A 21,316-nucleotide genomic window follows, 5' to 3' on the forward strand; every position below is an offset into this window, starting at 1 on the left:
CATCAAGCGAGCTTCGCCTACCATTATAATTTAGAATTATATTCTTTTAAAATCAAAGAACTGCGATCAATTCCTCAAGTTTTTTCTGAATTCGCGCGATGCTGTCCGAAGAGTCGATGATAGCGAACCGGTACGGCGCTTCTTCCGCGCGGCGCAGATATTCGGTACGGGTGCGGTTGAAAAATGCCTCCGACTCGCTTTCGAAACGGTCCGGATCGCGCGCGGCGCGGCGCCGCTCGTTGGCGATTTCCGGCGCCAGATCGAACAGCACCGTCAGGTCCGGCTGAAAACCGCCCTGCACCCAGCGCTCCAGCGTTTCCAGCTTGTCGCGCGGCAGCCCGCGGCCACCGCCCTGGTAGGCGAAGGTCGCGTCGGAGAAACGGTCGGACAGCACCCAGTCGCCGCGCGCCAGCGCCGGTTCGATCACTTCGGCCAGATGCTGGCGGCGCAGCGCGAACATCAGCAAGGCCTCGGTTTCGAGGTCCATCTTCTGATGCAGCACGATTTCGCGGATCTGCTCGCCGAGCGGTGTGCCGCCCGGCTCGCGCGTCATCACGACCGAACGGCCGGTGCTCGCGACTTTCTCTTCGAGGCGTTCGCGAAACCAACCCAGGTGGGTGGTTTTGCCGGCACCGTCGATGCCCTCAAACGTTATGAATTTGCCCCGCGCCATCATTGCCCTCGAATGTATTTGTCCACGGCCTTGTTGTGATCGCCGAGGGTGTCAGAAAAGATACTGCTGCCGTCGCCGCGCGAAACGAAGTACAGCGCGGTGGATTGCGCCGGGTTCATCGCCGCCTGCAGCGATGCGACACCGGGCAGCGCGATGGGTGTTGGCGGAAGCCCCATCCGGGTATAGGTATTGTAGGGAGTGTCGGTCTGCAGGTCTTTCTTCCTGATGCGGCCGGTGTAGCTCTCACCCATGCCGTAGATCACGGTCGGGTCGGTTTGCAGCGGCATGCCCACGCGCAGACGGTTCGCGAACACGGCCGCCACCATCGGCCGGTCCGATTTCTTGCCGGTTTCCTTTTCGATGATCGACGCCATCGTCAACGCGTCGTACGGCGTCTTGTACGGCAGGTTCGGCGCACGCGCGGTCCAGGCTTCGTCCAGACGCAGCCGCATCAGCCGGTACGCGCGGCGGTAAACGTCCAGGTCACTGGTGTTCTTGTCGAACAGATAGGTGTCCGGGAAAAACAGCCCCTCGCCATTGCCGATCGACGCTTCCGGCGCGTTGATCGCATTCATCAGATCAGCGTCACTCATGCCCGCCGTGTCGTGCTTGAGCGCCGGATTGGCGTCCAGCTCGGCGCGCATGCGCTTGAAGGTCCACCCTTCGATGATGGTCGCCACGTATTCGTTGACGTCGCCGCGGGCGATTTTTTGCAGCACTTCGTACGGCGTGATGCCCGTCTTGAACTCGTAGTTGCCGGATTTCAGATCGCTTTGCAGCCCAAGCAGCCGCGTCATGATGACGAACAGCTCAGGCTCGACCGGCACACCGCCGCGGTTGAGCTGCAGCGTAACACTGCGCAGGCTGCTGTGCGGCTTGACGGTGACATCGAGTTGCGCGGGGGTCAAATCGAGTGGGCTGTGGGCCCAGTGATATCCGCCTGCGATTGCGGCTGCGGCCAGCACAACGACAATTGCGCCGGCGACGAAACATTTCTTCAGAAGGGACATGCGAAACGTGGCTGGGTTGGACCTCATATAATACTTGTTTGCCTTAGCTAAAGTCAGAATTGACTGTTCTCGGAATCCATGAACACACCGCTCGCTACCGCTTCAGGCACACCTTCAGTTGCTTCCGCAGGTGCTCATACAGGCGCCGCTGCCGCGGCACAGGCGTCCGCGCCCGTCGGACTTCCTGCTTTGCCGCGCCCCGCCGCTGACGAATTCGACGCTGTCATCCATCAAGGCGCCTACATGCCGCTGACGCAGTTCGGCGTGATCGACGCGACCGGCGACGAGGCGGCGAGCTTCCTGCATGGCCAGTTGACCAATGACACCCAGCACCTGGATGCCGCCAGTGCGCGCCTCGCCGGCTACTGCTCGGCCAAGGGCCGCCTGCTGGCGTCGTTCCTGACGTGGCGCACGGGCGAGACGATTCGCCTGCTGGTGTCGAAGGACGTGCAGGCCGCCGTGCAGAAGCGGCTGTCCATGTTCGTTCTGCGCGCCAAGGCCAGGCTTGTGGATGCGAGCGGCGAACTGGCGGTGGTGGGCCTCGCGGGCGACGTGCGTACAGCGCTGTCCGGCGTGTTCGACGCGCTGCCCGACGGCGTGCATGTGCAGGTGGACGGCACGGCGGGTTCCTTGATTCGTGTTCCAGACGCGTTAGGACGGCTGCGTTATCTGTGGGTCGGCCCCAAGGCCGCGATCGAGGCGCACCTGCCTTTACTCGACGAAAAGCTCAAGCGTGTATCGCCCGCGATATGGGACTGGCTCGACATTCGCGCCGGCGAACCGCGCATCACGCAGCCGGTGGTCGAGCAATTCGTGCCGCAAATGGTTAATTTCGACGTGCTCGGCGCGGTCAATTTCCGCAAGGGCTGCTATCCGGGTCAGGAAGTGGTGGCCCGCAGCCAGTATCGCGGCACGATCAAGCGGCGCACCTCGCTCGCGAACGTGGCGGGTGAACTGGAAACGGTCAAGGCCGGTGCCGAACTGTTTCACTCTGACGATCCGGGCCAGCCGTGCGGGATGGTGGTGAATGCGGCGTCGGCGCCGGACGGTGGCGTCGACGTGCTGGTGGAGATCAAGCTGGCGGCGCTCGAAGGCGGTTCGGTGCATCTGGGCGCGGCGGACGGTCAGACGCTGACGTTCCTGCCGTTGCCGTATGGGTTGCCGACTGAGGTTTAAGCTCCCGAACCCGGGCGGCGCAATCCAGCGCCGCCTGTTCCTGGCATCTGTTACTTCACCGCTTCCACCGGGAGACTCCACCGGATGTGTCTGATCGTTTTCGACTGGCGACCCGACGCGGTCGATGAGCCGCTCTTCACGCTCGCCGCGAATCGCGACGAATTTTTTCGCCGTACTGCCGAGCCGATCAGCTGGTGGCATGACGCGCCGACCGTGCTGGCCGGCCGCGATCTGGCGGGCGGCGGCACGTGGCTCGGCATGTCGCGCGATGGCAGATTCGCCGCGCTGACCAATTACCGCGCGCCGCATGAAATGCGCGCCGATGCGCCGACCCGCGGCACGCTTGTCAGCGACTGGCTCAGCGGTTCGGGTAACGGCTCGGGCAATGGCCAGCACGAAACACCACTCGACTATCTGCAACACGTCGCGCAAACCGGCGACATCTACAACGGCTTCAACCTGCTCGTCGGCGATTGGACGCGCCGCGAGCTCGGCTGGTACTGCAACCGGTCGAACACTGCGCCCACGCTGCTCGCGCCCGGCACGCACGGCATCTCGAACGCGGTGCTCGATACCGCCTGGCCGAAACTGGTCATGAAGCGCGCGGAACTGGGCGCCATGCTCACGCGTGATGCGATGCCACCGCTCGAACGGCTGATCGATCTGATGCGCGATCCGAGCCTTGCCCGTGACGACGAATTGCCGTCCACCGGCATTCCGCTCGAACGTGAGCGTGCGTTGTCGGCTGCATTTATCGAAACGCCGGAATACGGCACACGGGGCACGACCGCGGTGCGCGTGGTCGCGCATGGCGAGGTGATCAGCGTAGCGGCTGCCGAACGCAGCGACGACAACGGTTCGCATCGGATCGTGCGGCCCGGCGACTTCGAGCGAAGTTTCGCGTTTAACGTTGAACGCGAGATCGCCTGAGAAGCGTTTGACAGCTTACTCAGAGCCGAACGCCGCCCGCAACGCCGCAGCGGCATCCGCGTGGGCCTGCGCGACGTCGGCCACGAAGCCGCCCATCTTGAAGAACTCGTGAATCATGCCCGGGTAGCGTTGCAGCGCGACCTGATTGCCCGCCGCGCGCAGTTTCTCGGCATATGCATTGCCTTCATCGCTTAAGGGATCGTATTCGGCGGTCGCGATCCATGCCGGCGCGAGGCCGCTGAAATCGGGTGCGCCGCGCGTGCCGTCGAGCGGCGCGAAACGCCAGTCGTCGCGATCACGCTTGTCGCGCACGTATTGATCGAAGAACCATTGAATCGTGTCGCCCGACAGCAGGAAGCCGGACGCGAGGCGCGAGTGCGAATCGGTTTGCTGATAGCCCGTGGCGCCCGGATAGATCAGCAATTGCAGGACGAGCTGGATGCCCGCGTCGCGTGCCAGCACCGCGCATACCGTTGCCAGCGTGCCGCCCGCGCTATCGCCGCCCACGGCCAGCCGCGCTGCATCGATACCGTATTCCGCGGCGTGTGCTTGCAGCCAGACCAACGCATCGAACGCGTCTTCAACGGCGGTGGGAAATTTGTGCTCGGGCGCGAGCCGGTAATCGACCGACAGCACTGTGCACTTGCCATCGCGCGCGAACATCCGGCACAACGCATCGTGCGTATCGACGCTGCCGACCGTGAAGCCGCCACCGTGGTAATACACCAGCGCCGGCGCAGGCTCGGCCCAACTCGGCTCGACAGGCTGATAAAGACGCGCGCGAATCGTCGCGCCGTCGCGTGTCGGCACATGCAGGTCTTCGACCGCGAACATGGGCGCGCTCGCGATCTCCAGAATCGGCGCGCTTTTCTCGTAGGATGCGCGCGCCTGTTGTGGCGTCAACTCGTGAAGCTGCGGGCGTTTCGCGCGCGCGATCATGTCGAGTACCTGCTCGATCTTCGGATTCAGCGGCATTGGGCGTCTGGTGGCGCGAAGGCGCCGAGCGTTAGTGGGTAAAAAATGGGTAAGCAGCGGGACAGGCAGCAGCGGTAAAAACCCGGCACAACCGGCGGCTTGTTCCAAATGCCTAATGTAACTATCGTGAACCCTGCGGAAGACCCGTAGAAAACCCACCGTATGGTGGCCACGCGCACCTAGCTCGCGCTCTTCACTTCCGGCTTCAGCGACATCGGATCAGTCGGGTTGCGCAAGTGCTCGACATCCTCGTGACGCAGTTTCACCGTCGCCATGATGCCCGGATGCGTGACGATGTAAAAACGCCGCGCGGCGATCGCTTCGAACGTGATGTCGGCGACGTCGGCCGCGGTCAGCTTGCCCGATTGCACCGCGCGATGCAGTTGCTTGCCGGCGGCGATCTGCGAGCGGGTCGGTCCGCTCTCGTTGCGCAACTCCGCGGGCCGCGCGCGTTCTGCATCGGCAATGCCGGTCGGCACGAAGGCCGGGCACAACAGTGAACAACCGACCGCCCCGCTACCTGGCGCCTGGGCGAGTTGCAGGTCGTGATAGAGCGTCTCCGTGAGCGATACGACGGCGTGCTTCGAGGCGTTGTAGATACCCATCGCGGGTGGCGACAGCAAGCCCGCGACTGACGCCGTGTTGACGATATGCGCGGGTTCATTCTGCCGCAGCATGATCGGCGTAAAGGCACGCACGCCGTGCGCGACGCCCATCACGTTGACGTTGAACACCCATGCCCAGTCATTCGCCGAGCTTTCCCAGAGGAAGCCGCCCGAGCCCACCCCCGCGTTGTTGAACAGAAGATGCACCTTGCCGAAGGCGTCGAGCGCCGCTTGCGCGAGCGCTTCGACCTGAGCGGCATCGGACACGTCGGTCGGCACGCCGATAGCCTCAGCGCCGCCGGCGCGCAATGCGTCGACGGTTTGCGCAAGCGCCTCGGGATTCACATCGGCGAGCACGAGCTTCATGCCGAGCGACGCGCCCTTCTCCGCGAATGCCCGGCCGAAGCCGCTTGCCGCACCGGTGATCACCGCCACCTTGCCTTCGAATTCAAACATCTCTTCTCTCCTGGGTTGAGCGGCTGGGGCTTATCGACATTGATGGCGTGGGCCGTTCAACAGCCACCGTCATCAAATCAGCTTGACGAGCTGCTTGCCGAAGTTCTTCCCCTTCAGGAGACCGATGAACGCCTCAGGCGCCGCATCGAGTCCTTGCGCGATGGTCTCGCGATATTGCAGCTTCTTCTGCGCGACCAGCGTGCCGAGTTGCTTGAGCGCTTCGGGCCACACGTCCATATGCTCGCTGACGATGAAGCCCTGCACCAGCAGCCGCTGCGTGAGCATCAGCGACGGGTGCTTGAGCGGCAGCGGCTGGCCGTCGTAGCCGGCGATAAACCCGCATAGCGCGATCCGGCCGAACGCGTTCATGCGCGCCAGCGTCACGTCGAGCACTTCGCCGCCGACGTTCTCGAAGTAGCCATCGACACCGTTCGGTGTCACAGCTTTGAGTTCCTGATACAGATTGCCGGCCTTATAGTCGACGCAGGCATCGAAGCCGAGCGTCTCGACCACATAGCGGCACTTTTCCGCGCCGCCGGCGATACCGACCGCGCGCGCACCGGCCAGTTTCGCCAGTTGCCCGACCACGCTGCCCACCGCGCCGCTTGCCGCGCTGACCACCACCGTCTCGCCCGCTTTCGGCACGATGATCCTGTTCAGGCCATACCAGGCCGTCACGCCCGGCATACCGACCGGGCCAAGATAGGCCGACAGCGGCACGTGCGTATCGTCGACTTTCTGCACGCCCGCACCGTTCGAGGTGCCGTACTCCTGCCAGCCGAACATCGCGACGACCTTGTCGCCGGGCGCGAACTTCGAATTCTTCGATTCCACCACTTCACCCACCGTGCCGCCGATCATCACTTCGTTCAACGGTTGCGGCGCTGCGTACGACTTGCTGTCGTTCATGCGGCCGCGCATGTACGGATCGAGCGACAGGAAGTGATTGCGCACGCGGAATTCGCTGTCGGCGAGCAGCGCCAGCGGGGTTTCGACGAGCTTGAAGTTATCGGGCGTAACGGCGCCTTGCGGACGCGAAGCCAGCACGAGTTGACGGTTGATCTGGGGCATGACGGTCGTCTCCATGGGTTACCGATGTGATCGGCGAATAATTCGAACGAAAGCCGCGAACGAACGGCGTCCGCAAAAACAGGCGCCCCCGCGCGCACGGCTCTTGACACGCGCGCTGCCCATGCCGCGATCAGCCGTCGCTTGGGCCGGGTTTCGCCGTAGGGTCGCTGCGCAAACGCTGTTGCGTCACGTCGCGGCCCACGGCGAGACGCCGCATATATTTGAAGGTGCCAAGCGCTTTGGCGACGAAGTGACCTTCGCTGTCGCGGATCTCGCCTTCGCAATAGGCCATGGTGGTCGAGCGGTGCAGCACGCGGCCGGTCGCGCGCAATTCGCCGCGGCCCGGTTGCATGAAGTTGACTTTCATCTCGACGGTCACCACGCCGATGCCGTCGCCGGCCAGACTGCGTGCGGCCATGGCGAGCGCGACATCGGCGAGCGTCATGGTCACGCCGCCATGCACGACATTCCACGTGTTCATGTGATCGTGCTGCAGCGGCAGCATGACTTCGCTGACGCCGTCTGCCGCCGACACGAGTTGCGCCCCGAGCCGGTCGACGAAGGGGCTTTCGGGCAATGACGCGCTGCCCGTTTTAGATGAGGATGAATCGGTCATTGCTGGTTTCAGATTTCGTAGTCGACACATTCACGCAATTCGCGCGCCACGCCTGGCGCGAAAGGCCCCAGGCATCGGTCTGCCCGGACGTGCGCTCAAAGGCGCACGCGCGCAGCAGGAAATGATAACCGCTATGGCGTTCGTGCATGCGTCGCCATCCGTGCCGCCAGGCGCCCTAACCTGCGCACTGCTTCGTCGGTTTGATCGAGATCGGTACTCGGACAACTCAGACGAATGAAATGATCGAAGCGCCCCGCATTCGAAAACACCGTGCCCGGCATGACGCGGATGCCTTCGTCCAGAGCAGCGTCAAAAAAAGCAGACGACGACACGTCGCGCGGCAGCTCGATCCAGACAAACATGCCCCCGCCCGGTGGCGTGAAGCGCGTGCCGTCGGGAAACGATGCAGCGATCGATGCGGCCATCCGTTCGCGCTGAATCCGCAGACGGTCGCGCAAACGCCGCAGATGCCGCTCATACGCATTCGTTTCCAGAAATTCGGCGAGCACGACTTGCGACAACTGCTCGTTATGCCGCGACTGCGCAAACTTCAGCATGCCGATGCGCGGATGCCAGCGTCCGCCATTGATCCAGCCGACCCGCATGCCGGGCGCCAGCGTCTTGTTGAACGACGTGCAGTGAATCACCGTGCCGTCGGTGTCCCAGGCCTTCAACGATTTGGGTGGCTGCGTTGTATCGGCGAGCTCGCGGTACGGATCGTCTTCGATCAGCGGAATGCCCTTTCGCGCGCACAGTTCGACAAGCCGCGCCTTGTGCGCGTCGGGCATCACGCTGCCGAGCGGGTTCTGCAGATTCGGCACGACCACCACCGCTTTGATGTCGGGGTGTGTTTGCAGCGCGAACGCCAGCGCCTCGATGGCGAGTCCGGTGCTCGGACTGGCCGGAATTTCGAGCGCGCGCAGGCCAAGGCTTTCGAGCGCCTGCAGCAAGCCGAAGAAGCATGGCGATTCCACCGCGACCGTGTCGCCCGGCTGCGTGACCGCGCGCAAGGCCAGGTTCACGGCTTCGATGCCGCCGTGAGTCATGATCACATCGTCCGCGCCGATCCGGATGCCGACGTCGAATGCACGGCGCGCAATGACCGCGCGCAGCGCGGGATCGCCCTGATCGTGTCCGGCCGCGGTCAGCAAGGTCGGCCGCCGGCGCAATGCGCGCAGTGCTGCCTTTTGCAAGGCGTCGGTAGGATAAAGATCGGGCGATGCGGTCGCGCCGCCGAGATTCAGCGCCTCGGGATAGCGCTGGAATTTCGACACGATCGCCGAAATCACCGAATGGATACCAACGAACTGCGCGGCGCCGGGCGCGGCCGCAAGGTCGGGCTCGGTTGCGGCCGGCAAGCTGACAGTCTGCCGGGCGCGCACGAAATAACCGGCGCGTGGCCGGGCGTCGATAAGCGCGTCGCGTTCCAGTGTGCGATAGCTCTCGGTCGCCGTCGCGAGACTTACGCCGTGCCGCTGCATGAATGCGCGCATCGACGGCATGCGGTCGCCGGGACGCAGCACACCGTTGCCGATCGCGCGGCGGTATTCGTCGGCCAGTTGCCGATAGAGAGGCCGGCTGTCCGGGGGGCGGCCATCCGCGGGTGGGACCATGGGCGGTGCTTCCGCACAAACCACGGCTGGTACAGCTGGCGTAACAGTAGAAGAGTTCATGAGCCGATGGTGCGGACAGTTTGCGCGCTGCAACAGATACACATCGGCCTGATTCCAACCGATACAGCATGCCGAAACACCACTTTGTATCGGTTCACATTGTCCATTGCTGAGCCTGTTTTCGCGTGGACGAACTCAATAAGCTGTGTGGCATGGAAACGGTCTAAAGGAATCGGACATGCCCGCTATCGGTCAACATCGCTGCCAACCTCGCGATGCCGCCGCGCACCTTGCCGCCGGTCAGGTGGCCATACAGGACCTACGCGCACGAACCTCCATCGTGGCCGTCGAAGGCCATCTGCAACTCGACTTCCGCGATCACTCTCTGGCGTGGCTCGGAGATGCCGTTCCGGTCACGTCGATCACGCTGCATGAAGGCGAGCGCTATGTGACGCCGCAGCGCGGCATCATCTGGATTCGCGCTGCGCATGCGAATTCCGCAGTATTCGTCATACAGCCATGGCGCGCTGAAAACGAGCGCCACAGCTTCATTCGTCAGGCCGTTCAGCACTTGGCCGATCTCGTCAAAACACGCCTGCGGCGCGCCGCCTGAAACGTCGCTACCACTGCAAACTCAAGCTCAACGGTTGCGCGAGGCTGTTCGGCAACGAGCCGGTGCGTGAACGTGGTTGGCATTGAACCGCCCAACCACGCCAAGCCAAGCCAACCCATGCATCAAACCACTTCGAACAGGCCCGCTGCACCCTGACCACCGCCGATGCACATCGTCACAACGACCAGCTTCGCGCCGCGCCGCTTGCCTTCGATCAGCGCATGCCCGGTCAACCGCGCGCCCGACACGCCATACGGATGGCCCACTGCAATCGCGCCGCCGTTCACGTTCAGGCGATCGTGCGGAATGCCGAGCTTGTCGGCGCAATACAGGACCTGCACCGCGAACGCTTCATTCAGCTCCCACAGATCGATGTCCTCGACCTTCAGGCCAGCCTGCTTGAGCAGCTTGGGCACCGCGAACACCGGGCCGATGCCCATCTCGTCCGGCTCGCAACCAGCCACTGCGAAGCCGCGGAAAATACCGAGCGGTTGCAGACCTTCGCGCTCCGCGACTTTCGCGTTCATCACGACACAGGCCGACGCGCCGTCCGAGAACTGGCTCGCGTTGCCCGCGGTGATCACGCCGCCCGGCATCGCGGTACGAATCTTCGACACGCCTTCGAGCGTCGTGTCGGCGCGAATGCCTTCGTCGGCGCTGACCGTGACTTCCTTCGTGTAGAGACGGCCGGTCGCTTTGTCGGCGACGCCGGCGAGCACCGTCAACGGCACGATCTCGTCCTTGAACTTGCCGGCTTCGAGCGCGGCTGCGGCACGCTGTTGCGAGCGCACGCCGTATTCGTCCTGGCGTTCCTTCGAGATCGCGTAGCGCTTCGCCACGTTCTCGGCGGTTTGCAGCATCGACCAGTAGATTTCCGGCTTGTTCTTGCTCAGCCAGCCTTCGGTCACCATGTGGCGGTTCATCTCGTTCTGCACACACGAAATCGATTCCACGCCACCCGCGACGAACACATCGCCCTCACCGGCGATCACGCGTTGTGCAGCCAGCGCGATCGTTTGCAAACCCGACGAGCAGAAACGGTTCACGGTCATGCCCGGCACGCTGACCGGCAAACCGGCTCGCAGCGCGATCTGGCGAGCGATGTTCATACCCGTTGCGCCTTCCGGATTCGCGCAGCCCATGATCACGTCTTCGATGCGCGCCGGGTCCAGCTTCGCGCGCTCGACAGCGGCCTGCGTCGCATGGCCGCCCAGCGTCGCGCCGTGCGTCATGTTGAAACCGCCGCGCCATGATTTGGCGAGACCCGTACGAGCGGTCGATACGATTACGGCGTCAGTCATGCAAGTCTCCAACTTCCAGATGTTGATGGTGGGCACCTGCGGATCGCTTCATGCACCGCAGCGGCCCGCACTCGGTGCGGCGCCGGTGGCGCGTCGTGCTGCACTCCGCTGCACGCTGCTGCATTCGCAAGGCCCATCGGCGTGATGGAGTCGAAGCGTCGGCGCTGACATGCCCCGCATTCCAGTCTTCACCACGCCGCTCATTTCATTCACACGGTGATCGGGCAAGCCTTCAACCGTTGAACCCACGGCCCTTCGCCGCGAGCTCCGCGATGCTCGGCGCCAATTGCCAGGCGTCGCCATTCGGGCGCGATGCATAGCGGCGAATCGCACGCTCGACGTTATAGAGGCCGACCGTATCCGCGTACAGCATCGGGCCGCCGCGATAGAGCGGGAAGCCGTAGCCGGTCAGATAAACCATGTCGATGTCCGACGCCTTCGACGCGATGCCTTCCTCGAGAATTTTCGCGCCTTCGTTGACGAGCGCGAACACGAGACGCTCGACGATTTCCTCGTCGCTGATCTTGCGGCGCTCTGCGTTGGCTTCCTTCGAGAACGTTGTGATCATCTCGTCGACCACTTTCGACGGATACGCGGTGCGGTCGCCCGCCTTGTAGTCGTACCAGCCGCCGCCGGTCTTCTGGCCGAAGCGCCCCGTCTCGCAGAGACGGTCGGCGATCTTCGAGTAGTGCATGTCAGGATGTTCCTGATAGCGGCGCTTGCGGATCGCCCAGCCGATGTCGTTACCCGCCAGATCGCTCATGCGGAACGGGCCCATCGCGAAGCCGAACTTCTCGATGGCCTTATCCACTTGAGCGGGCAATGCACCTTCTTCGAGCATGAAGAGCGCCTGCCGGATGTACTGCTCGATCATCCGGTTACCGATGAAGCCGTCGCAGACACCCGAGACCACTGCGGTCTTCCTGATCTTCTTGGCGAGCTTCATGACCGTGGCAAGCACGTCTTTCGCCGTCTCCTTGCCGCGCACGACTTCGAGCAGTTTCATCACGTTGGCCGGGCTGAAGAAGTGCATGCCGACCACGTCTTGCGGACGTTTCGTGAAAGCGGCGATCTTGTCGACATCCAGCGTGGACGTGTTCGACGCGAGGATCGCGCCGGGCTTCGCCACTTCGTCGAGACGCTTGAATACCTGCTCCTTGACGCCGAGTTCTTCGAACACCGCTTCGACGATCAGGTCGGCGTTTTTCAGGTCGTCATAGGAGAGCGTCGGCGTGATCAACGCCATGCGCTGTTCGAGCGCTTCGGGCTTGAGCTTGCCTTTCTTGACGGTGGCTTCGTAGTTCTTGCGGATCGTGGCGATGCCGCGGTCGAGCGCTTCCTGTTTGGTTTCCAGCAGCGTGACCGGAATGCCCGCGTTGATGAAGTTCATCGCGATGCCGCCGCCCATTGTGCCGGCGCCGATCACGGCCACCTGCTTGATATCCCGCACCGGCGTATCGGCAGGCACATCGGGAATCTTGCTCGCCGCACGTTCGCCGAAGAACGCATGACGCAGCGCGTGGCTTTCCGGTGTCTGCACGAGCGCAATGAAGCATTCGCGTTCGAACGCGAGGCCCTTGTCGAAACCGTTCTGCACGCCCGCTTCCACCGCGTCGATGCACTTCAGCGGCGCCGGGAAATTCTTCGCCATCGCCGCGACGGTATTGCGCGTGAACTGGATGAAACCGGCGGCATTCGGATGCTCGATCTTGCGGTCGCGCACCTTCGGATGCGGGCCCGTTTTCGCGCCGACCTTGCGGGCAAACGCGAGCGCTGCTTCGGCCAGATCGCCTTCCACGATTTCGTCGAACAGGCCCGAGTCGGCCGGCCCGGGATGGGCCAGCTTCTCCGACATCACCGGTGCGCCGGAGACAATCATGTTGAGCGAGGCTTCAAGGCCGATGGCGCGCGGCAAACGCTGCGTGCCGCCCGCGCCCGGCAAAATGCCGAGTTTCACTTCCGGCAGCGCGATCTGCGCACCGGGTGCGGCGATCCGATAATGCGCACCGAGCGCCAGTTCGAGGCCGCCGCCCATGGCGACGCTATGAATCGCGGCTATCACCGGCTTGGCGCTGCCCTCGACGGTCCTGATGACCGTGGCGAGCGTCGGCTCCTGAGTCGCCTTGGGCGTATTGAATTCGGTAATGTCGGCGCCGCCCGAGAAGGCTTTGCCGGCGCCCGTCAGCACGATCGCCTTGATGGCCGGATCGTTCTGGGCGCGCTCGATCCCTTCGACGATACCCGCTCGCGTCGAGAGGCCGAGGCCGTTTACGGGGGGATTGTTCAGCGTAATGACGGCCACGCCGTCATGAGTTGTGTAGTCCACTGCCATCTGCCTGCCTCCATGCGATAAGGCGGCGCATGACGCGCCGCCCGTCCGGTTTATCGAGTCGGCTCATTGTCCGACGCATTGTCTGACTTAGTGTCCGACTTTCCCGGGGTCAGCAGGCAGAATACACAAAAAAGCACGCTCGTTCAATTTATCGTTAGGCGGGGTTTCCCCTGGCAAGCGGACAATCCTTTTCGTCTTCGAGTGCGGACGGCAGGATATGGTCGCGGAACGTGTCGCGCAGTTTGAGTTTCTGTAGCTTGCCAGTGGCCGTGTGCGGGAGTTCGTCGACGAAAGCGACGTCGTCGGGAATCCACCATTTGGCGACCTTGCCGTCGTAGAACGCAAGCAGTTCGTCACGCGTCACGTCGAAACCCGCCCGCTTGACGATCACCAGCAGAGGCCGCTCGGTCCATTTCGGATGCGCGCAGGCAATGCACGCGGCTTCGGCCACCGCAGGATGTGCGATCGCGACATTCTCGATGTCGATCGAACTGATCCACTCGCCGCCGGATTTGATGACGTCTTTCGAGCGATCCGTGATGTGCAGGAAGCTGTCGCGGTCAATGGTGGCGACATCGCCGGTCGGGAACCAGCCGTCCACCAGCGGCGAATCGTCCTTGCGGAAATACCGGTCGATCACCCAGGGCCCGCGTACGTGCAGATCACCGAACGCCACCCCATCCCATGGCAGGTCGCGCCCGTCTTCGCCAACGATCTTCATATCGACGCCGTACAGCACATGGCCCTGCTTTTCGAGCAGTTTGCGCTGCTCTGCCAGCGGACGCTGACTCTGTTCCCACGTCAGTTTCGACAAGGTACCGAGCGGCGACATTTCGGTCATGCCCCATGCATGGATCACCTGCACGCCGTACTCGTCCTCGAACGTGCGCAGCATGGCCGGCGGGCACGCTGAGCCACCGATCACCGTGCGATTCAGTGACGAAAAGCGCACGCCGGCCTCGCGCAGGTAGTTGAGCAGGCCGAGCCACACGGTCGGCACGCCGGCCGAATACGTGACGCGTTCGCTTTCCATCAATTCATAGAGCGATTTGCCGTCGAGATCCTTGCCGGGAAAGACAAGTTTCGCGCCGGTCAGCGGCGCGGCATGCGGAATGCCCCATGCATTCACATGGAACATCGGCACGACCGGCAGCACGGAATCGCGCGCGGACAGGCTCATCGCGTCGGGCAAGGACGCGCCGAACGCATGCAGCACCGTCGAACGATGCGAATACAACGCACCTTTCGGGTTGCCGGTGGTGCCCGACGTATAGCAAAGATAAGACGCCTGACGTTCGTCGAGTTGCGGCCATTCGTAGTTGCCGTCCTGCGCGTCGACCAGCGTTTCGTAGCTGAGCACCGGCGTTTGCATCTTCGGCAGATGCGCTTCGTCGGCCAGTGCGATCCAGCCGCGCACCTTGGGGCACTGCGGCGCGAGCACGTCGACGAGCGGTGCGAAGGTGGTGTCGAACAGCACGTAGGCGTCGTCAGCGTGGTTGACGATGTAGGCGATCTGATCGGGAAAGAGGCGCGGATTGATCGTGTGACACACAGCGCCGAAGCCCACTGTGCCGTAATACGCTTCCAGATGCCGGTAGCCGTTCCAGGCCAGCGTGCCGACCCGCTCGCCGGGTTCGACGCCAAGCGCGATCAGCGCCTGCGCCAGTTGCTTCGCGCGCTTTTCGCAGTCACGGTAGGTGTAGCGATGCACGTCGCCTTCGATGCGCCGCGACACGATCTCGGTGTCGCCGAAATGCCGCGCGGCATGCGCGAGCAACGAGGACACAGTGAGCGGCACGTCCATCATCTGGCCAAGCAGCGGCGTCGTCATAAAGAGAGATCTCCTCGCCTTGTTTGTGTCATTGGGGTTACAGCTCGGGGCTGCGCGGCGCACTCCGCCGAGTGGCGCGGGACGCTCCGATGGATCGCGTGGCGCGCCCTGAAGCGGCGCGGGATCGCTTCGGCAGGATACGCCCAGCACATAGGCGGCGCCGGGCTAAACGGCCGACCAGCAGCGCCGCGGGCGCGGACTTACAATATCGGTTAATCCAGAGGCGCTCAATATGTCGTTTTCCCCAAGCATTGCAGGGTTATCCGGGCCGTTATCGGCTCTTTCCGACGCACTTACCACCTCGCCCGAAAGCGCCTTCGCGCGGCTCGGCAGCGCGTTTCTGACCCGCCTGCCCGCGGCGCCGCTGAGTGCGCCGTACGTGGTCGGGTTCTCCGAAGAAACCGCCGCGTTGCTCGGTTTAGAGCCGACGCTCCAGAATGATCCAGGCTTTGCCGAACTGTTCTCTGGCAATGCCACGCGCGAATGGCCTTCCGAAGCACTGCCGTACGCGTCAGTGTATTCAGGGCATCAGTTCGGCGTGTGGGCCGGCCAGCTTGGCGACGGCCGCGCGCTCGGTCTCGGCGAAGTCGAACACGACGGACAACGCTTCGAGCTGCAGCTCAAAGGCGCGGGCCGCACGCCCTATTCGCGCATGGGCGACGGCCGCGCCGTGCTGCGCTCGTCGATTCGCGAATATCTGTGTTCGGAAGCGATGCATCACCTCGGCATTCCGACCACGCGCGCGCTGTGCGTGATCGGCTCCGACCAGCCGGTGCGCCGCGAGGAAGTCGAAACCGCCGCGGTCGTCACGCGCGTGGCGCCGAGCTTCGTGCGCTTCGGGCACTTCGAGCATTTCTATTCGAACGATCGCGTCGACGCACTGCGCGCGCTCGCGGATCACGTGATCGATCGCTTCTATCCGCATTGCCGCGAAGCCGACGATCCGTATCTCGCGCTGCTGAACGAAGCGGTGATGTCGACGGCCGATCTGATGGTCGAATGGCAAGCCGTCGGCTTCTGCCACGGCGTGATGAATACCGACAACATGTCGATCCTCGGCCTCACGATCGACTACGGCCCGTTCGGTTTCATGGACGGTTTCGACGCCGGCTACGTCTGCAATCACTCTGACTCGCAAGGCCGCTACGCGTACAAGATGCAGCCGCAGATCGCGTACTGGAACCTCTTTTGCCTCGCGCAAGGCCTGCTGCCGCTGCTAGGCGTTCAGCATGAGGAAAGCGTGCGCGGCGACAAGGCGATCGAAGACGCGCAGCGGGTGCTCGGCGGCTTCAAGGAGCGTTTCGCGCCGGCGCTTGAGAAACGCATGCGCGCCAAGCTCGGCCTCGAAACCGGGCGCGACGGCGATGACACATCGGGCGACGCTTCGTTGGTCAATCGCCTGTTCGAAGTGATGCACGCCAACCGTGCGGATTTCACGCTGACCTTCCGCAATCTGGCGCGCATTTCGAAGCACGACGCGAACGGCGACGCGCCGGTGCGCGACCTGTTCCTCGACCGCGCCGCATTCGACGCGTGGGTGAACGACTACCGTGCGCGCCTGTCCGAAGAAACACGCGACGACGCGGCCCGCGCCATTGCAATGAACCGTGTGAACCCCAAATTCGTACTTCGCAATCACCTGGCGGAAACGGCGATCCGCCGGGCGAAAGAGAAAGATTTCTCCGAAGTCGAACGTTTGGCCGCCGTTCTGCGCCATCCGTTCGACGAACAGCCGGAAAACGAAGCGTATGCAGGATTGCCACCGGATTGGGCCAGCTCGCTGGAAGTGAGTTGCTCTTCGTGACGAGCCGAAGCCTTTGATTCTGCTGAAATCCGCTTGAACCGCTGGCATCGCTGGCACTTTTAGCCGCTCCCAAAAACAAGCCCGAGACAGGAACCGATCATGAACAAGCCCGACGACCTCAACACCGGCGCCCCCGCCGTGCAGAAAGACGACGCCGAGTGGCGCAACCAGCTCTCCGACATCGAATACCAGGTGACGCGTCACGCGGCGACCGAGCGCCCCTTCACCGGCCGCTATCACGACCACTGGGACCGCGGCATCTATGACTGCGTCTGCTGCGGCACGCCGCTGTTCGAATCGGACACCAAATTCGACGCAGGTTGCGGCTGGCCGAGCTATTTCAAGCCGATCAACGGTGAAGTGATTGCCGAGAAAACCGACCGCGCGCATGGCATGCTGCGCATCGAGGTGCAGTGCAAGAACTGCGGCGCGCATCTGGGTCACGTGTTTGAAGACGGACCGGCGCCGACCGGTCTGCGTTACTGCATCAATTCGGCTGCGTTACAATTCGAGCCCAAGTAACGCAGCGCGGAGTCCGGCGCCCGTTGAATGATGCGCGGCCGGCGTCTGTCACAAGGTGCCCGCCGGCCGCGACACCCTTCATCCGGCTTGCGAACCGGTCAACCCGGCACGGCAGTCATGCTACGAACGGCGCAATGCGCCGCTCCGGGTGGCGGCCGCGGCGGGTTTCTGCAGCACCCCTGCCATCGGGCGCCCCGTGCCGCGTCCCTCTTTCTCCGACCCACTCTCCGAAATCCCGACCAGATAATGAAATTCCTGTTCGATCTGTTCCCGATCATCCTGTTCTTCGTCGCCTTCAAGATATGGGGCATTTTCACGGCGACGGCAGTAGCGATCGTTGCCACGCTGGTGCAGATCGCGTGGGTGGCATTCCGCCACCGCAAGGTCGATCCGATGCTGTGGGTGAGCCTCGGCGTCGTCACCGTATTCGGCGGCGCAACGCTCGTGCTGCACAACGACACCTTTATCAAATGGAAGCCGACCGTGTTGTACTGGGCGTTTTCGGTCGCGCTGATCGTCTCGCAACTGGCCTTCAACAAGAACCTGATCGAAGCGATGATGGGCAAACAGATCACGCTGCCACACGCGATCTGGGGCAAGCTGAACATCGTCTGGGCAATTTTCTTCGTGCTGCTCGGACTGGTTAACCTGTTCGTCGCGTATCACTACACGACCGACCAGTGGGTCAATTTCAAGCTGTTCGGTGCGACCGGGTGCCTCGTGGTATTCATCGTCGGACAGAGTTTGTGGCTGTCGAAGTATATGAAGGAAGAATGACATGACGAGCGATGCTTTCATGCACGCCACCACCGCCGAGCGCGCCGCGCTGATCGAAGCGCGTCTCACCGCGGCGCTCGCGCCGGTCGCCTCGATCCAGATCACGGACGACAGCGCGCAGCACGCAGGCCACGCCGGCGCCTCCGCCGGCGGTCATTTCAGTGTCACGATCGTGGCGGCCGCATTCGCCGGCAAGGCCCGCGTGGCGCGGCATCGCATGGTGTATGATGCGCTGGCCGATGCCATGCAGCGCGGCATTCACGCCCTTGCAATCACGGCGTATACGCCCGAAGAATTCGCTTTGTTGCCCCGCTAGGAAAATTTCTGATGACCTTGAAGAAAACCCACCTTTGGGTATTGCTGGCTGCATTTGCGGCCGCACCTGCATTTGCACAGAACATCGCTGTCGTGAACGGCACGCCGATTCCGAAAGCACGCGCTGATGCGCTGATCGATCAACTGGTTCATCAAGGCCAGCAAAACACGCCGCAACTGCAAATGGCTGTGCGCGAAGAACTGGTGAACCGCGAAATCCTGATGCAGGAAGCGCTGCGCCGCGGCCTGCCGAATCGGCCGGACATCAAGGCACAAATCGCCGTTGCACAGCAAACCGTCGTACTGCGCGCGCTGATCGAAGATTTCGTGAAGAACAACACGCCGACCGACGCCGAAGTTACCGCGCGCTACAACTCGCTGGTCAAGGACGCAGGCGGCAAGGAATATCACCTGCACCACATCCTGGTGGACAACGAACAACAAGCGAGGGATCTGATCGCCAGGATCAAGGCCGGCGCGAGCTTCGAAGACCTCGCCAAGCAATACTCAAAGGACCCGGGATCGGGCAAGAACGGCGGCGACCTGGACTGGTCGGACCCGAAGGCCTATGTGCCTGAATTCGCGCAGGCGGCCACGCATCTGCAGAAAGGCCAGATGACCGACACGCCGGTGCACACGCAATTCGGCTGGCACATCATCCGTGTCGACGACGTGCGCAACATCACGCCGCCGCCATTGGAACAAGTGCGTCCGCAGATCGTGCAGCAGATCCAGCAGGAAAAACTGCAGGCGTTCGAAGAAGGTCTGCGTAAGAACGCGAAGATTCAGTAAGCGTTTTTGCCTGCCGCTTCAGAACAAAAAAACCGCCCTTGTGGCGGTTTTTTGTTTCTGCGGATTTCCTGTGGAATTGCCTGCCCGGCGAAGGCACCGATATTACTGGCGCAGCGCCCTGCTCATCTCCGCGAGCGGCATCGCAACGATCGAGTCGAGCAGCCGGACTTCGCCGGCATTCGGCTGCGCGATTTCGTCGACGGCGCGGCGGGTCTCCGCTACCCTGGCGTCGACAATGGCGAGCATCTCATCGAGCAATTTTTCTGAACCTTTGGGCTGGAGGCCAAGGGCTTCGCCGAATGCCAGCATGTTCTTTCTGGAAATGTCCGCAAACTGAGTGGCCTCTCCAACGGGCATTGTCAGGTCGCAGTGGGGCCAACGGTCCTGCTGATTCGGTTGATAGGTCGGCGTGTGGTAGACGACTGTACTGACCAGATCGTAAAACGGCGCCAGCATGTAGCCCCGGGCACTGACGAAGAACGAGAGATTTTTGAGGTGGGAATCCGCGTTGCCGATTAACACGTTGAAGACCGCCCATCGGAACACATCAAGACGTGCCTTTGCCCGCGTGCCGGTTGTTTCGATAGCATCCCTGAGTATCTGCGCTGTCGCGTTCTGATATTTGAAATTCCGGTCGTAGTTCAACAGTTGCATTGCATCGACCGTATGCAGGCGCCGAACCGGCTCTGCGGCCATATCGCGATCGAAGCGATCGATAACATAGCAGGCCGAGGGCACGCGCAGGAAATGCGTAGGCGGCACGCGCACGCCCATCGCTTGCGCGAGGCGCATGCAGAAAAATTCGTTTATCGCTGAATGCGGATAGCCGGTGCTTCGCATGTCCGGCTTAAGCAGATGCATCGACGGCTCATTACCCACGGGTTCAACAAGCTCGTAATCCGGCGCGTGACCTCGCAAGGACAGCAGCAGTTTTTGTTGAGCACCCGCCGCGGACATACGTTTGGGTGCGGTGGTACTGAGCGCGCGCTGCGGCATAGCCTGAATGCGAGCCTCCAGTTCCGCGTACGACAGCGGTTGCAAACCGGCGGATGCCTCGCGCTCGCCCTCGGCGAGCAGCGTCAGCGCGCCTGCCGACTCCCGGCCGTAGTATGCAAGCAGACCCCACGCATCGCTCGCATTGACTTTGGCTTCACGAGCGAGCGCCGTGCGCATTTCTTCTTCAGGCAAAAGATTGTCGAAGAACCATTGCACGGGCCGCTGGCTCGACCCGTCGACGAAAGGTCCGGCATGTAGAGGAAAAGCGGGTGAAAGCGCGAATGCGTCTTCGCGGCCCAGCCAGTTCCCGTCATAGGTCAATGACCAGATGCCGTTTTCATCGCTCACAACGCCAACGCGCTGGCCATTCGCGTAGGCAACGAGTGTTCTAGCTGCCATGAGCGGCCCGTCGGCGCTGGAGGGCCTTGGTGGCCAAGGCCGGAGGAATGTCCACGGAAACCTGTGCGCGCAGCGTTATACCCAGTTCACCAAGAAGATGGAGCACCTTGCCGATCTGGGCGGTCGGCTTACCCGCCTCAACGTGTGTAATGAATTTTGGGGACAGGCCAGTGGCGATAGCGACGTCGTCTCGCGTCAACCCTTGCGCGAGCCTTGATGCCCGCACAAGATCGCCCAACTCCGTCATGCCGCTGATGTAGACCTCAGACTGATGCATTCTCTACCTCCGGCCCGTTCGTACCCGCTCGGGAACATTATGCCATGAGATAAAGACCGGGATCCTGATTCGTACCCGATCAGGTACGAATTCTTGAATTGAAAGGCTGTATAGCCATTTCGTACCCAAGCGGATACGAATGACGCCAACCATGTGAGCATCACCGTTTTTCGTACCTGAGCGGATACGAATTGAATGTCACCAATCTCATGGCAGCAACGAGGCGGAGCTG

The 21,316-nt window shown here is 62.6% G+C and carries 21 protein-coding genes; 9 read left to right on the forward strand and 12 right to left on the reverse strand.

Annotation, left to right across the window (positions count from 1 at the left end):
• Positions 1–52: 52 nt before the first annotated feature.
• Positions 53–673: a dTMP kinase gene (tmk, locus tag PQQ52_RS24785; protein ID WP_408217232.1), complete on the reverse strand. Its 621-nt coding sequence runs from the start codon at positions 671–673 to the stop codon at positions 53–55.
• Positions 673–1,683 carry an endolytic transglycosylase MltG gene (gene mltG / locus PQQ52_RS24790; protein WP_408217061.1) on the reverse strand — a complete coding sequence of 337 codons (1,011 nt, stop codon included), beginning with the start codon at positions 1,681–1,683 and terminating at the stop codon, positions 673–675. Before mltG ends, tmk begins: the two co-directional genes overlap by 1 nt.
• Before the next feature lie 78 nt (positions 1,684–1,761).
• Here mltG and ygfZ point away from each other — a divergent pair, with 78 nt between their 5' ends.
• Together ygfZ and PQQ52_RS24800 are read left to right on the forward strand one after the other, a co-directional pair.
• On the forward strand, positions 1,762–2,859 hold the full coding sequence (ygfZ, locus tag PQQ52_RS24795; protein WP_408217064.1) for a CAF17-like 4Fe-4S cluster assembly/insertion protein YgfZ: 1,098 nt from the start codon (positions 1,762–1,764) through the stop codon (positions 2,857–2,859).
• A gap of 84 nt (positions 2,860–2,943) precedes the next feature.
• Positions 2,944–3,789: an NRDE family protein gene (locus tag PQQ52_RS24800; RefSeq protein WP_408217066.1), complete on the forward strand. Its 846-nt coding sequence runs from the start codon at positions 2,944–2,946 to the stop codon at positions 3,787–3,789.
• A 15-nt stretch (positions 3,790–3,804) separates the two neighbouring features.
• On the opposite strand, the gene PQQ52_RS24805 is transcribed toward PQQ52_RS24800, so the two are convergent.
• From PQQ52_RS24805 to PQQ52_RS24825, 5 genes are all read right to left on the reverse strand, one after another.
• Positions 3,805–4,764: an alpha/beta hydrolase gene (locus PQQ52_RS24805; protein WP_408217069.1), complete on the reverse strand. Its 960-nt coding sequence runs from the start codon at positions 4,762–4,764 to the stop codon at positions 3,805–3,807.
• Between the two features lie 179 nt (positions 4,765–4,943).
• Positions 4,944–5,825: an SDR family oxidoreductase gene (locus PQQ52_RS24810; RefSeq protein ID WP_408217072.1), complete on the reverse strand. Its 882-nt coding sequence runs from the start codon at positions 5,823–5,825 to the stop codon at positions 4,944–4,946.
• 72 nt (positions 5,826–5,897) lie between these two features.
• Positions 5,898–6,896, reverse strand: coding sequence for an NADP-dependent oxidoreductase (locus PQQ52_RS24815; protein WP_408217075.1), 999 nt, complete (start codon positions 6,894–6,896; stop codon positions 5,898–5,900).
• A 130-nt stretch (positions 6,897–7,026) separates the two neighbouring features.
• Complete coding sequence (locus PQQ52_RS24820; RefSeq protein WP_408217078.1) at positions 7,027–7,512, reverse strand: PaaI family thioesterase; 486 nt, start codon at positions 7,510–7,512, stop codon at positions 7,027–7,029.
• 131 nt (positions 7,513–7,643) lie between these two features.
• On the reverse strand, positions 7,644–9,125 hold the full coding sequence (locus PQQ52_RS24825) for an aminotransferase-like domain-containing protein (protein ID WP_408217081.1): 1,482 nt from the start codon (positions 9,123–9,125) through the stop codon (positions 7,644–7,646).
• 238 nt (positions 9,126–9,363) lie between these two features.
• Here PQQ52_RS24825 and PQQ52_RS24830 point away from each other — a divergent pair, with 238 nt between their 5' ends.
• On the forward strand, positions 9,364–9,738 hold the full coding sequence (locus PQQ52_RS24830; protein WP_408217084.1) for a hypothetical protein: 375 nt from the start codon (positions 9,364–9,366) through the stop codon (positions 9,736–9,738).
• A gap of 122 nt (positions 9,739–9,860) precedes the next feature.
• On the opposite strand, the gene PQQ52_RS24835 is transcribed toward PQQ52_RS24830, so the two are convergent.
• Positions 9,861–11,039 carry an acetyl-CoA C-acyltransferase gene (locus PQQ52_RS24835; protein WP_325047321.1) on the reverse strand — a complete coding sequence of 393 codons (1,179 nt, stop codon included), beginning with the start codon at positions 11,037–11,039 and terminating at the stop codon, positions 9,861–9,863.
• On the opposite strand from PQQ52_RS24835, the gene PQQ52_RS24840 reads away from it, so the two are divergent.
• Positions 11,038–11,184, forward strand: coding sequence for a hypothetical protein (locus tag PQQ52_RS24840; RefSeq protein WP_408217087.1), 147 nt, complete (start codon positions 11,038–11,040; stop codon positions 11,182–11,184). The genes PQQ52_RS24835 and PQQ52_RS24840 overlap by 2 nt on opposite strands.
• 87 nt (positions 11,185–11,271) lie before the next feature.
• Here the strand turns inward: PQQ52_RS24840 and PQQ52_RS24845 are convergent, their stop codons facing one another.
• Together PQQ52_RS24845 and PQQ52_RS24850 are read right to left on the reverse strand one after the other, a co-directional pair.
• Positions 11,272–13,371, reverse strand: coding sequence for a 3-hydroxyacyl-CoA dehydrogenase NAD-binding domain-containing protein (locus PQQ52_RS24845; protein WP_408217090.1), 2,100 nt, complete (start codon positions 13,369–13,371; stop codon positions 11,272–11,274).
• A gap of 154 nt (positions 13,372–13,525) precedes the next feature.
• On the reverse strand, positions 13,526–15,202 hold the full coding sequence (locus PQQ52_RS24850) for a 3-(methylthio)propionyl-CoA ligase (protein WP_408217093.1): 1,677 nt from the start codon (positions 15,200–15,202) through the stop codon (positions 13,526–13,528).
• A gap of 232 nt (positions 15,203–15,434) precedes the next feature.
• Here PQQ52_RS24850 and PQQ52_RS24855 point away from each other — a divergent pair, with 232 nt between their 5' ends.
• The 5 genes from PQQ52_RS24855 (at position 15,435) to PQQ52_RS24875 (ending at position 19,412) form a co-directional block, all read left to right on the forward strand.
• On the forward strand, positions 15,435–17,006 hold the full coding sequence (locus tag PQQ52_RS24855) for a protein adenylyltransferase SelO (RefSeq protein WP_408217095.1): 1,572 nt from the start codon (positions 15,435–15,437) through the stop codon (positions 17,004–17,006).
• 99 nt (positions 17,007–17,105) lie between these two features.
• A complete protein-coding gene (msrB, locus tag PQQ52_RS24860) occupies positions 17,106–17,528 on the forward strand; it encodes a peptide-methionine (R)-S-oxide reductase MsrB (protein WP_097392411.1) in 423 nt (140 codons plus the stop codon).
• A gap of 246 nt (positions 17,529–17,774) precedes the next feature.
• Positions 17,775–18,305, forward strand: coding sequence for a septation protein A (locus tag PQQ52_RS24865; protein WP_408217098.1), 531 nt, complete (start codon positions 17,775–17,777; stop codon positions 18,303–18,305).
• Position 18,306: 1 nt separating this feature from the next.
• Positions 18,307–18,621 (forward strand): BolA family protein, encoded by a 315-nt coding sequence (locus PQQ52_RS24870; protein ID WP_064270191.1) that lies wholly within the window; start codon positions 18,307–18,309, stop codon positions 18,619–18,621.
• Positions 18,622–18,632: 11 nt separating this feature from the next.
• Complete coding sequence (locus PQQ52_RS24875; RefSeq protein ID WP_408217101.1) at positions 18,633–19,412, forward strand: peptidylprolyl isomerase; 780 nt, start codon at positions 18,633–18,635, stop codon at positions 19,410–19,412.
• 102 nt (positions 19,413–19,514) lie between these two features.
• Here PQQ52_RS24875 and PQQ52_RS24880 read toward each other — a convergent pair whose 3' ends face one another.
• Both PQQ52_RS24880 and PQQ52_RS24885 read right to left on the reverse strand, forming a co-directional pair.
• Positions 19,515–20,807 carry a HipA domain-containing protein gene (locus PQQ52_RS24880; RefSeq protein ID WP_408217104.1) on the reverse strand — a complete coding sequence of 431 codons (1,293 nt, stop codon included), beginning with the start codon at positions 20,805–20,807 and terminating at the stop codon, positions 19,515–19,517.
• Positions 20,797–21,084, reverse strand: coding sequence for a helix-turn-helix domain-containing protein (locus tag PQQ52_RS24885; protein WP_408217107.1), 288 nt, complete (start codon positions 21,082–21,084; stop codon positions 20,797–20,799). Before PQQ52_RS24885 ends, PQQ52_RS24880 begins: the two co-directional genes overlap by 11 nt.
• Positions 21,085–21,316 lie beyond the last annotated feature (232 nt).

The sequence above is a fragment of the Paraburkholderia sediminicola genome (assembly GCF_046030555.1).
In the GTDB taxonomy this organism is placed as follows: domain Bacteria; phylum Pseudomonadota; class Gammaproteobacteria; order Burkholderiales; family Burkholderiaceae; genus Paraburkholderia; species Paraburkholderia sediminicola_E.